13 protein-coding genes are annotated in these 11,983 nt (G+C 41.6%); 8 read left to right on the top strand and 5 right to left on the bottom strand.

The features are described 5' to 3' along the window. Window positions 1–7 precede the first annotated feature (7 nt). Window positions 8–913: an oxidoreductase gene (locus CXF95_RS24560; protein WP_101201135.1), complete on the top strand. Its 906-nt coding sequence runs from the start codon at window positions 8–10 to the stop codon at window positions 911–913. Between the two features lie 179 nt (window positions 914–1,092). Beyond that, window positions 1,093–1,986 (top strand): sulfotransferase domain-containing protein, encoded by an 894-nt coding sequence (locus CXF95_RS24555; protein ID WP_101201134.1) that lies wholly within the window; start codon window positions 1,093–1,095, stop codon window positions 1,984–1,986. 194 nt (window positions 1,987–2,180) lie between these two features. Here the strand turns inward: CXF95_RS24555 and CXF95_RS24550 are convergent, their stop codons facing one another. Next, a complete protein-coding gene (locus CXF95_RS24550; RefSeq protein WP_157828234.1) occupies window positions 2,181–2,558 on the bottom strand; it encodes a hypothetical protein in 378 nt (125 codons plus the stop codon). A 62-nt stretch (window positions 2,559–2,620) separates the two neighbouring features. Further along, window positions 2,621–3,115: a hypothetical protein gene (locus tag CXF95_RS24545; RefSeq protein WP_101201132.1), complete on the bottom strand. Its 495-nt coding sequence runs from the start codon at window positions 3,113–3,115 to the stop codon at window positions 2,621–2,623. 316 nt (window positions 3,116–3,431) lie between these two features. Between CXF95_RS24545 and CXF95_RS24540 the strand changes: the two genes are divergently transcribed. Continuing rightward, on the top strand, window positions 3,432–3,647 hold the full coding sequence (locus CXF95_RS24540) for a tautomerase family protein (RefSeq protein ID WP_101201131.1): 216 nt from the start codon (window positions 3,432–3,434) through the stop codon (window positions 3,645–3,647). A 102-nt stretch (window positions 3,648–3,749) separates the two neighbouring features. Here the strand turns inward: CXF95_RS24540 and CXF95_RS29725 are convergent, their stop codons facing one another. Beyond that, window positions 3,750–3,926, bottom strand: coding sequence for a hypothetical protein (locus CXF95_RS29725; protein ID WP_157828233.1), 177 nt, complete (start codon window positions 3,924–3,926; stop codon window positions 3,750–3,752). A 250-nt stretch (window positions 3,927–4,176) separates the two neighbouring features. On the opposite strand from CXF95_RS29725, the gene katG reads away from it, so the two are divergent. Then, a complete protein-coding gene (katG, locus tag CXF95_RS24535; protein WP_101201130.1) occupies window positions 4,177–6,450 on the top strand; it encodes a catalase/peroxidase HPI in 2,274 nt (757 codons plus the stop codon). An 81-nt stretch (window positions 6,451–6,531) separates the two neighbouring features. On the opposite strand, the gene CXF95_RS24530 is transcribed toward katG, so the two are convergent. Then, a complete protein-coding gene (locus CXF95_RS24530; RefSeq protein ID WP_101201129.1) occupies window positions 6,532–6,780 on the bottom strand; it encodes a DUF6482 family protein in 249 nt (82 codons plus the stop codon). Window positions 6,781–6,869: 89 nt separating this feature from the next. Here CXF95_RS24530 and CXF95_RS30915 point away from each other — a divergent pair, with 89 nt between their 5' ends. Then, window positions 6,870–7,397 (top strand): DUF4403 family protein, encoded by a 528-nt coding sequence (locus CXF95_RS30915; protein WP_232788022.1) that lies wholly within the window; start codon window positions 6,870–6,872, stop codon window positions 7,395–7,397. Between the two features lie 246 nt (window positions 7,398–7,643). Here CXF95_RS30915 and CXF95_RS24520 read toward each other — a convergent pair whose 3' ends face one another. Beyond that, entirely contained in the window at window positions 7,644–9,380 is a 1,737-nt protein-coding gene (locus CXF95_RS24520) for a gamma-glutamyltransferase family protein (RefSeq protein ID WP_101201128.1), read from the bottom strand. A 390-nt stretch (window positions 9,381–9,770) separates the two neighbouring features. Here CXF95_RS24520 and CXF95_RS24515 point away from each other — a divergent pair, with 390 nt between their 5' ends. The 3 genes from CXF95_RS24515 (at window position 9,771) to CXF95_RS24505 (ending at window position 11,779) form a co-directional block, all read left to right on the top strand. After that, window positions 9,771–10,688: a M14 family metallocarboxypeptidase gene (locus CXF95_RS24515; protein WP_101201127.1), complete on the top strand. Its 918-nt coding sequence runs from the start codon at window positions 9,771–9,773 to the stop codon at window positions 10,686–10,688. A 66-nt stretch (window positions 10,689–10,754) separates the two neighbouring features. Further along, a complete protein-coding gene (locus CXF95_RS24510) occupies window positions 10,755–11,294 on the top strand; it encodes a hypothetical protein (RefSeq protein WP_101201126.1) in 540 nt (179 codons plus the stop codon). Window positions 11,295–11,563: 269 nt separating this feature from the next. Next, window positions 11,564–11,779, top strand: a complete 216-nt coding sequence (locus CXF95_RS24505; RefSeq protein WP_101201125.1) for a hypothetical protein — start codon at window positions 11,564–11,566, stop codon at window positions 11,777–11,779. Window positions 11,780–11,983: the final 204 nt, after the last annotated feature.

Below are 11,983 nucleotides of genomic sequence, written 5' to 3'. Positions count from 1 at the left end.
GATAAATATGACAGGTTTTACAGCAGCAGACGTGCCGGATCAAACAGGAAAAACAATGGTTGTTACTGGTGCGAATACAGGTTTGGGGTTTGAAGCAGCAAAAACCTTAGCGAGTAAAGGCGCACGAGTATTACTTGGGTGTCGCTCTCAGTCGAAGGCGCAAGCAGCCAAAGACAAAATACTTGCTGCTTACCCTAAAGCTGACTTGGTAATTGTCGAATTGGACTTAGCTAGTCTGGCGTCCATTCAAAAAGCAGCACAGCAGATTAATCAAGAACTTCGATTGGATGTATTGATCAACAACGCAGGTATTATGGTGCCACCACTTGAATACACACAAGATGGTTTTGAATCACAATTTGGGGTTAATCATTTAGGGCCGTTTGCATTAACTTCATTATTATTGGATAAAATCCGTGCTACCCCTAATGCCAGAATTGTGAGTACCGCCAGTATTGCCCACAGAAAAGGGAAAATTAATTTTGACGATATTAATGCCAAAAAATCTTATCGTGCTTGGGCGCGTTATGCTCAAAGCAAAATAGCAAATGTGTATTTTGGCTATGAACTACAACGTCGTTTAAACGCCAAAGGTGATGACACTATTTCAGTTGTGGCTCATCCTGGTGTTGCCGATACAGAATTGCCTCGATACATCCCAAAACCCTTTATGTTAATGATGCCTGTTTTAAAATTGTTTTTTAATTCGGCCGAACAAGGTGCCTGGCCAACTTTATGTGCAGCCACTATGGAGGGGGTAACGGGCGGAGAATACTACGGACCTTCGAAACGAGGGGAAATTGCGGGCCCAGCGATTAAAGTCAAGTCGAATCGGCGCAGTCACAACGAAGCGATTGCAAAAAAGCTATGGGATTTGTCTATTGAAATGACTGGGGTTCATCCAAACTTATAAGCTGTATATAGAGTTGAAGACACCCAGTTAGTTGACCACTTCGACTAACTGGGATCTATTCCACCCGCTCCACTATGAGTGGGTGGAAAAATGCTAGCGGTATATTTAAACAATGATTAAACTGTAATGTTATCTTTAAAAAATTCGCTAAATAATAATATGGCAGGAGCACCGATAACATGACGAATTTACCGATAAAAACCAGAGAAATGCATAGCCATCACTTTGACTCAACAATTTGGAATGATTTTAAATTTCGCAATGACGATATTGTTATTTCCACCTATGCCAAAGCTGGAACAACTTGGATGCAACAAATCATTGCCCAATTATTATTTGGTGGAGATCCCAAGCTTGAAGTGGCCGAAATGTCGCCTTGGATGGATCTTCGATTGCCGCCCAAAGAGATTAAGCTTGAGTTGGTTGAAGCTCAGACTCACAGGCGTTTTCTAAAAACGCATTTGCCTGTTGATGCGCTGTGTTTTTCCGATAAAGCAAAATATATCTATATCGGTAGGGATGCCAGAGACGTGATTTGGAGTTTGTATAATCACCATGCTAACGCTAATCAAATGTGGTACGACGCTCTTAACAAAACACCTGGATTAGTTGGCCCCGAAATCGGAAAACCCACTGAAGACATAAGAGAGTATTGGAATGAGTGGTGCCAAAAGGATGGTTTTCCATTTTGGCCATTTTGGGAAAATGTTAGAAGCTGGTGGGAAATTCGTGATCTACCCAATGTGATGCTCATACATTTTTCTGATCTTAAAAAAGATATGCCAAGTGAAATTCGCCGAATAGCTGCTTTTCTAGAGATTGAGATTAACGACCAATATTGGCCCAAAATTCTAGAATATTCTTCCTTTCAATGGATGAAACAAAATGCGATTAAATCTGTGCCTCTTGGTGGCGCGTTTTGGGATGAAGGTGCGAAAGTCTTCATCAACAAAGGTGTTAATGGCCGGTGGATGGATACATTGACCCCCGCAGAGGTCACAGAATATGAAAGCCGAGCCAAACTAGAGCTAGGAAATGAATGTGCTGAATGGCTTAAAAATGGAGATAGCTGATATGGTAGATAACCTCAGCCACCATTAGCCACCATTACGACCGTTCGCTGGTCCTGATTTAATCGATTTTTTAGACCCAACAGTGGCATTTCATCGGCTCTGCCCTAAAGGTTTTTAGCTAGTTAATCTGAACTAGGGTTAAGACGTGCCGCTGGACAGTATGGCTTATTCCGAGCTCAGGTTAGTTAACTCACTTAAGCAGGAAACCCTGCTTTAATCATACGTTCACTAAGTAATTTGCTTTTATTTATATCCTGATAAGTTTCGAATTGGGTGAAGAGCTTTACAGAAGAGTTTGGTGCTAACTCCAATGCTCGAGCACAAGTCACTTTCGCATCAGCCATTTGATTATTGGCGACCTGACAAGCGGCAATAAAGGCTAAATCATAGGGTCCTAATTCCCAGTTTCTCTCGAATGCGACTATGGCAGTGTCGAACTTATCCATACTGTAATACACCACCCCTAATTCTTGAAAATACCAACCTGGGTGCAAAGGATTAAGAAACATGGCATGCCTTACCAAAGTTAATGCTTCATCAAGTTGATCTGTAAAAGCCAGATAACGCCCCATTTTCACAGCAATATGCGCATCATTTGGGCTTAGTCTGCGTGCCTCACCGTAGTGGTAACCGCTTAATCGATAAACTCTTGGCGAGCAATCTTGAAATTGTTTTTACTGGTATAGCCATTTTTGTGGGCTGAAAGGCTACGGAGTAAATGATCGTAGGCACGTAAGTTAGTCGTTGCTCGATTTTTGGCTCTGACCATTTCCACTTTTTGAATTTGCCCACTAAGAGTTGAGACGATAGTTTCGACTATTTCATCTTGTGTCTGAAATACTTGTTGCAACGAACGATCATATTTCTCAGCCCAAATAGTATGGCTTGTCGAGGCATCAATTAGCTGCACATTGATTCTAACTCTGTCGTTTGAGCGTCTTACTTTGCCTTCTACTAAGTAATTCATATGACGCTTTTCACTAAAATACTCAGTTGCTGCGGATGTATCTTTTAACTGACATGCGGAGTGGCTTGAAACTACTTGGATATCAGAAAATCTGGATAGCTCAGTGGTAATGTCTTCGCTCATGCCCTCGGCAAAAAATTGTTGTTCAGGGTCGTTGCTCATATTCTGAAACGGCAACAAGGTAACTTAGCAAGTCAAAGACCTGTGGTTCCAGCGCTACCGACTCGCCTAGTTTTGACACGGAAAAATTATGGGTGTCGAGCTCAAAGTCATCAAATTTATATATCATTAAATTATCAAAAAAGACGCGTCAGATTATCGTTAAGTCAGTTTAACTCTGAATTGCATAAATGTAATCTCCAATTAATCCCCACTTTTCCCCCATGTTTGCTTTTAAAAAGGGGGCTAATCTTGTGTGCATGTTGACGCAACGGCGGAAAACATAAATTTACTTATTAACTATTTTAGGAGCAAGACCATGCCACTTATCGACATACATGTAATTGAAAACGTATTTAATCCAGCTCAGAAAAAAGAAATCATAGAAAAGATTACAGACACTATGGTGCAAATTGAAGGTGAAGCTTTGCGGGGAGTCACTTGGGTCAGAATTAAGGAAACAAATGAAGGAGATTGGGCTATTGGCGGCCAACAACTCACGGCTGCTGCGATTCATGCAATGCAACAAGGTTAGCAGTATACGAAACAAATTAGGCCGGAGTCTTAAACCTTCGGCCTTTTCCCCAAAGTCTATGCTGTCGATTGAGCAAGCTAAATCATCTTAAATAGCATACTGCTAAGTGTCTAGATACTGCAGTACAAAACCGCCCCAAAGGAACAGATTTAAGAGTGAATTACGAGGTTTAGATGACTCATAGGCAAGTTGAGTATAATTGACGCTGTTGGTTAATCCCATGTTGGTATCATTGCAAACAAAATCGTTGAGCATCTCGCCTATGCAAATTACTTTCATTTTTCTTCAATTCTAATTTTACGATTAAACAAATCGTTTTTTTTCAAATTCCTTTTTACACATTATTAACTAAGCTACATGAGAACTTTAACTCTCTGACCTAATTCCTGATGAGTATTTTTAGGGGAGAATAAGTCATGAAAATCCACGAACGTCTGTAAAATAAGGTGTATTTACAGTAAATACGGGGGTTAGCTAAGTTGTCTAAAAAATAGACGAGTCATTACGATCTAGTACGGAGTAACAAAAAATGAAAAAACAACATGTCTTCTTAAAATCAACCATAGCTGGCTTGGTCAGTATGGTTTTGATGACAGGAAGTGCCGTTGCTGAAACCGCTGAAATGACCAAACCCAAAGGGGCTATGGGAACGGGAAATGCTAATACTAAAGACGGTCAGCCAAAATCCAATCAATTTTGGTGGCCAGATCAACTCGATTTATCTGCTCTTAGAGATCACGACACTAAATCCAACCCTTATGGAGCTGAGTTTGATTATGCCAAGGCATTTAGCAAACTGGATTTAGAAGCGGCAAAAAAAGATATCGATACTTTACTCACCACGTCACAAGACTGGTGGCCCTCAGATTTTGGTAACTATGGGCCGTTTTTTATTCGTATGACTTGGCATAGTGCAGGTACCTACCGCACCTTAGATGGTCGTGGTGGTGCAGGAGGGGGGCAGCAACGATTTGAACCACTGAATAGCTGGCCTGATAACGGTAACCTAGATAAAGCAAGACGCCTTTTATGGCCCATCAAGCAAAAATATGGTGAAGCGCTTTCATGGTCTGATTTGATCGTGCTGGCGGGTAATGTCGCCCTAGATAATATGGGTTTTCAAACCTATGGTTTTGCTGGTGGCCGAGCCGATGACTGGGAACCTGATTTGGTCTATTGGGGCCCAGAGATAGAAATGCTGGCCAGTGATCGTGAAGACAGAGACGGTAAATTACAACGGCCACTGGGTGCCACACACATGGGGTTGATTTACGTGAACCCCGAAGGCCCCAAAGGTGTGCCTGACCCAATAGGCTCTGCTAAAAATATTCGCGTCGCTTTTGAACGCATGGCGATGAATGATGAAGAAACTCTGGCGCTTATTGCTGGTGGCCATACCTTTGGAAAAATGCATGGGGCACGCAAACCCGCCGACTGTTTAGGACCAGAGCCCGCCGCTGCAGGCATTGAAGAACAAGGCCTAGGTTGGATAAATAAATGTGGCAAGGGTCACTCTGAAGATACCACCACCAGTGGGCTAGAAGGTGCATGGACCCAAGCACCCACACGTTGGACATCTTTGTATTTGAGTAACTTATTGAACTTTGAATGGAAGCAAACTCGCAGCCCTGCTGGTGCCATTCAGTGGATACCCACAGATGAATCGATGCAAAACGTGGTACCTGATGCGCACATCAAAGGTAAGTTTAATGCACCCGTTATGACCACTGCTGATTTGGCGTTGAAGTTTGACCCAGAGTACAAAAAGATTGCTGAGCGATTCTTGGCTGATCCAGAAGAATATCGCTTAGCTTTTGCAAAAGCTTGGTACAAGCTAACTCACAGAGATATGGGGCCAGCCCGTAATTTCCTCGGAAATGACGTGCCCAAAGATATGCATATTTGGCAAGATCCTATATCTCAAGACAGCCAATCTAATATTGATGCTGATGCTGTGAAACAGATTAAAGCTAACATTCTTGATTCAGGACTTTCACCTGCAGAATTAGTGCGCGTGGCCTGGGCTTCTGCAGCAAGTTATCGTGACACCGATATGCGAGGTGGCGCAAACGGAGCACGTATCGCGCTTGCACCGCAAAAAGATTGGGAAGTCAATAACCCTGCTGAAGTTGCAAAAGTGTTGAAAGTCTTAAAAGACATTCAAGATGACGCCACTAGCGGTTTGTTTAATAGTGACAAAGTGTCGCTGGCAGATTTGATTGTACTGGGTGGAGCAGCCGCTATCGAAAAAGCAGCAAAAGACGCTGGGTTTGACATCACTGTGCCCTTTACTCCAGGTAGAGGTGATGCGACCCAAGAGCAAACTGATGTGAACTCATTTAGCTTGCTTGAGTTAAATTCAGATGGTTTTCGCAACTACTTTAACTCTTCGGCTAGTTATAAGTCGCCCACAGAAATGTTGGTTGATAAAGCGGACCAATTGGATTTAAGCGTGCCAGAAATGACAGTGTTAGTCGGTGGTTTACGAGCCCTGAACGCAAACCATAGTCAAGCTGCACATGGTGTGCTGACCAATAAACCCGGGACATTAAGTAATGACTTTTTTGTGAACTTGCTTGATATGGCAACCCTATGGGAAAAATCCGACACTGATGGTGTCTATATAGGTGTAGACCGTAAAACAGGGCAAGCTAAATGGACTGCTACCTCTGTGGATTTAATCTTTGGCTCTAACTCAGAACTACGTGCTGTGGCAGAGGTATATGCCTATGACACCTCAAAACAAAAATTTGTAGACGATTTTGTTAAGGCATGGACTAAGGTGATGAATTTAGACCGATAATCTAGACTTGACTCACATTGGGTTGCGGTTAAGGGATTAACCACAACTTAATGTATTTCTATTTATTCATACATCTAACCGCTAATGCCAATCAATCAACATTTCTAATTTTTCATTTTTGTCATCTAACCCACACATTTCATCGTAAGGCGTGTTTTGTTTTAACCATACTTGGTCAAAATGTTTATTCTTAAAATGTTTTTTTATCTCGTTAAGACAATTAAATTTCATGGGTTTACTCTTACGATCTCGGACAAGATTGTGTTGGTCTTTTTCCCCCACTGCAGCTAGATAAGTCCCGCCTTCAATCGATTCGATGTATAATTTCATTTTATGGTTCTCTGTTGGTTTTTTTTTGAACGAAAAGCATGATTATTAAGATCATCAAATCAAACAACTATTAAAAATTGAGATACAAAATGAAAGTTTGCATACTACTAGGCCTGATTGTGGGTTGTGTACAAGCTGTTAATGCCCAAAGCGTGACTGACCAGTTAATCGTGGCTTTGGTGGACAAACACTTGCCTCAAGTCTTGCATCAAGAAAAATCCACACCTTGGGAAATGGGTACTTATGATTTAACCGTCAATAAAACCGGCGGTGCAGTATTTTCTAGTTCTCTTAATTATTTGAGCTTAACTGTGCCTATTAAAATAGTGATGACAGGCCAAGTAAATAAAGAATTTTTAGGGCAAAAAATTCTACTTAATTGTTCGTCTGAGATAGTCACTGAAGCAACATTAAATATTAAACCGATGATAGACCCGCCAACATCAAAGGCCAGTGTTGCAGTGTCGGTCCCCGTGCCTGATTCAAATTTAAATTGTGATGGGTTAATACTGTCTATCAAGCCATTGCTTGAGCAGTTGGTTGCGAGTAAAAAACAACAATGGGAGCAGAAAATTGAAAAAGACATTCTCACTATGTTTAAACAAGTGGGGATATGATGTTTGACGAGCTACGAGCTACGAGCTACGAGCTACGAGCTACGAGCTACGAGCTTTCGGACGAGGAATAGATCAGTCGGGTGAGACAGATTTAGGTCAGTTGATTGGTACATGCACCCCGTTTTGGCTTGGCCAGCATATGTGTTAGTTTTTTTAGTTCGTCTGGATTGTCTTGGCGAGAGATGACTGCAATTTTTCATTGCAGTCATTCATGTTTAGGCCGTAAATTTATCAGCCACTAGTGATTTATAATGTGCCGATCACCCCTTCACGCCGTTTATCTGCTGCGCCTTCTAGGGTGCCATCTGGTTTACGTAAAATGACACTTAACCCTGAATTTTCACCCCGAGATGCGTCTACGTTGAGACCAAAGTCTCGTAAGGCTTGGATTAAAGAGTCGGGGGTGGCGTCTTTTTCTAATCTCACTTTTTCGCCCCGTGCCACCAAGTTTGGCAGATCTACTGCTGCTTGTGGGCTCAACCCCCAGTCAAATACACCTACTAATGTTTTTGCGGTATAGGCGATAATATTGTTTCCACCGGGGGAGCCGGTAGCCATCAAAAATTGCCCTTTATTGTCTAACACTATGCTCGGTGACATGGATGAACGAGGTTTTTTGTTTGGCGCCACTGCATTGGCAATAGGTAAGCCTTTGTCATCGGTGTGTCTAAAGGAAAAGTCAGTTAATTCATTATTTAAAAACATGCCACCCACCATACGCGTGGTACCGAATATACTTTCAACTGTTGCAGTCATTGATACAACGTCACCCTGTGCATCAACAATGACAAAGTGAGTCGTACCGTGTACGTCTTGAGTGGCATCTATTCCATTAACCTGAGCAGTGGTAGCGGTGTTATATTTCCAAGGATCACCAGCAGAAATAGACGGCATGGCTGAGTCTTTAGATATCAGTTCGGCGCGTTGTGCAAGGTAGTCAGGGTGCAACATGCCCTGAAGTGGCACATCAATTTGACTAGTATCAGCGACATACTGATCTCTGTCTGCATAAGCCAGTTGCTGGGCTTGAGCAAATAGCGCCCAGTTCATTGGGTCTTCAGCACCTTTTTCTGAGAATCCATGGCTGTTTTCTAATATGCCTAAAATCATACCCACTGCTACCCATGAAGACGGCGGAGGAGCGCCACAAACCTGAACATCTTTATAGGGCTGACATAAAGCGTGATGTTTGACCGCTTTGTAACCGGCTATATCTTCTACTGTCAATCTACCAGCACGAGGAGGCCGCTGCACCATCTCAGCAATTTGTGCCGCAATAGGGCCCTTATAAAATGCAGACACATCTGCGGCAACCAATTTTAAGGTGTTGGCATAGTCTGGATTTTTTAATAAATGGCCCACAGGATGAGGTTGGCCATTGTCACCAAAAAAATACTCATGTGCCTCAGTAGGCCCTTCTTCTAAGGTAGCTGGAATATATTTGCCATAGCGCTCTAACATGCCATATAAACGTGGGGAAATATTAAAGCCGTCTGTTGCCAACTGGGAGGCACGCTTAAACAGTAAACTCCATTCTAATAAACCTTGGTCTTCATGGGCAAGTGACAACATTGCTAACAGACCAGGTACACCAGTAGATAAACCGCTGGTTTTGGCATCAAGAAAACCCATAGGTTTATTGTCTGCATCTAAAAACATATCTGCAGTGGCGGCAGCAGGAGCCGTTTCACGGCCATCAAATACAGAGATTGCATTTTCTGAGGCGTCAAAATGCACCATAAATCCACCACCTGCTAGGCCAGAGCTCTGTGGTTCTACCAAACTAAGTACCGCTTCAATAGCGATGGCCGCATCAACAGCAGAGCCGCCAGCTCTTAATACTTCTAATCCTGCCTCAGTGGCGTGGGGATTTGCCGTTACCACCATCATAGGTGATTTTTTTTCTTCCGTGGGCGCTTTTTCACTAGAACATGCCATAAGGCTTGTGAACATAAACAGACACAAAAAACTGTATTGATTCATAAGGTGTGACCTTTTAAAAATTAAAGAATGATTTCTGAAAAATGATTTAAGCTATGAATAACAACAGTGTTTGCGTTGGATTCAAAGAAGTATTGCTCTTGGATTTTACCGAGATATAGACTATTTACAAACAAACAAACAAACAAACAAACAAACAAACAAATCAATTCCCACAGTCAAGCCTGTTTGGATCAACAGTCGATAAAGAATGATAAACTGTTTGCCATCACGGGAGATTCTTAAGCGCTAGAACCAATGCATAGAATAATAGAGGCTCAGGTTAACTATTAATATGCACTTGTAGAGTCTTTGATGACTGAATTAATCAAATGTGAAATCAACTAAACATCTTTACTGAATAGTATTAAAAAATAATTAAGGAAATGTTTTATGGAAAACAACGACACCTATGCAATAGGTCAAGCCGGCGTGAAATGGGGATCTGCAGAAAAAGCTCAGTGGTTGGCTTTGCAAAATGTTAAACGTTCATATGCTGATGATGTGCTGAGTCAATTAGACGCATTAAGAAATCAATTTGATATAAAAAAATACGCAAATTTGGAGTATGCATCTGCTTCCTTTCCGCTATTTTCATTGAGTAGCCTCACTTGGGATAAGTCGAAACCCAATGTGTTAATAACCGGTGGTGTACATGGTTATGAAACCAGTGGTGTACATGGCGCATTACGTTTTGCTGTATCTGCAGCCCATGAATATTATGATAAGTTTAATATTATGATCGTGCCTTGTGTTAGTCCCTGGGCTTACGAAACGATTAATCGTTGGAACCCAAATGCTGTCGACCCTAATCGATCATTCTGTATAAATAGCCCTGCGCCAGAGTCTGCGGCTTTGATGAATTTGGTTTCAGGCTTAGAATTTCTTATACACATAGACTTACATGAAACCACAGATACCGATAACTCTGAGTTTAGACCTGCTTTGGGCGCAAGAGATGCGGTAGAGCATAAAGAATGGGCCATCCCAGATGGTTTTTATGCAGTGGGCGATACCTTAAAACCTTGCCCTGAATTTCAGAAAGCCATCATTGAGTCTGTTGAAAAAGTCACCCACATCGCTCCCGCTGATGAAAGTGGCAGACTGATTGGAGAAACGTTGCAGCAAAAGGGCGTGATTAACTATGCCACTAAATCTTTAGGATTATGCGCAGGGTTAACCAACGCCAAGTTTGTAAGTACCACAGAAGTGTACCCAGATAGTCCAAAAGTAGATGCTGAAAACTGCATACAAGCCCAAGTTGCTGCCATAATAGGTGCCTTGAATTTTGTAGATAAAAATGAGTCTTAGTCTAATGAATCCTTTCTCGGTGTTTAACTATAAACATATGATTAACTAATATAAGCGATTGATATAATGAAACAATGTTATAAATCATTGGTGTTGGTATCGGTATTTGTATTGTTTTTTAGTAGTTGTGCTAATTACGAGTACCCTAGCCAAGTGACCATTGGCGATAAAATGATTGCAGCGACGGGTCAGAGTTTGGAAGGCAATCCAGTGGTTATCCCGCAAGATTTTGCCGGGCAAGAAACCTTACTATTGTTTGGTTATAAACAAGACTCACAATTTGATATCGACCGCTGGTTAATCGGTTTAGATATGACGCAAACTAAGGTCGCTGCTTATGAAATTCCGACGATCCAAGGCATGTTGCCACGTATGTTTAGCGGTTTTATCGATAGCGGTATGCGTAAAGGCATCCCTAAAGATTTATGGAAAGGTGTGGTCACAGTATATGAAGACGGCGATAAAGTGCAGCGTTTTACTGGCAATCTAAACCCTAACAATGCCCGTGTTATGTTGCTCGATACACAAGGGAATATTGTTTATTTCTATGACCGAGGGTTTTCTGTTGAAGCGTTGAACGAGGTGCGTAGTCAATTAACTCAATAGTTCTGCTAATGATTATGGATAGTGAATAAGCCTTTTTTACATTTTAACCAAGTTAGGACATCTCTCTAGGCTTAGTGCAAGCGAGGGCCTAGAGAGGTAGTCAATGATGCTCTCCATAACTGTCATTATTTCCGTAGCTTCGCTAGTTATGCAAATGAAGCAAAATGATCACCCAGAAGATGAAAATAAGTATCTTGACTAACGTATAAAAATGTCCAAACTGCTCAACTTCGAAAATCCCGCTTCTTAACGACAAACAGGTCATCATTATGCAAACAGAAATTAGTTATCGTTTTGAAAGAGCACAATTAGCCAATCGATTTTTAAACGAACTCAAACACTGGACAGTGGCAGATGTAAAAGCCAAATTATTTAACGGGTCAGATACCGTCAAGATCATCTATGAGTTTGACGGAAAGGGTTTTGATTATACGTGTTCAGAACTGGATGATTTGGCGAGTAAATATGGGGGTGAAGAGGTGTAATATAATGCCGGTTTATGCAAATGTCTTTAGTGCTTAAATAGCGTCTTTAGTAAACGAACAAAAATATGATGACACCCACAATAATAAACCACCAAAAATACACTCGACCAACAAGGTTTAATTTATCGAATTATGGGTAACAAAAAAATGGTAGATATCAAGATATCTGTTTTTAGATAAATTAGTTTGAAACCAGCCTGGGAA

This window comes from Paraglaciecola sp. MB-3u-78 (genome assembly GCF_002835935.1).
In the GTDB taxonomy this organism is placed as follows: domain Bacteria; phylum Pseudomonadota; class Gammaproteobacteria; order Enterobacterales; family Alteromonadaceae; genus Paraglaciecola.
This window is presented reverse-complemented; position numbering and strand designations above follow the sequence as displayed.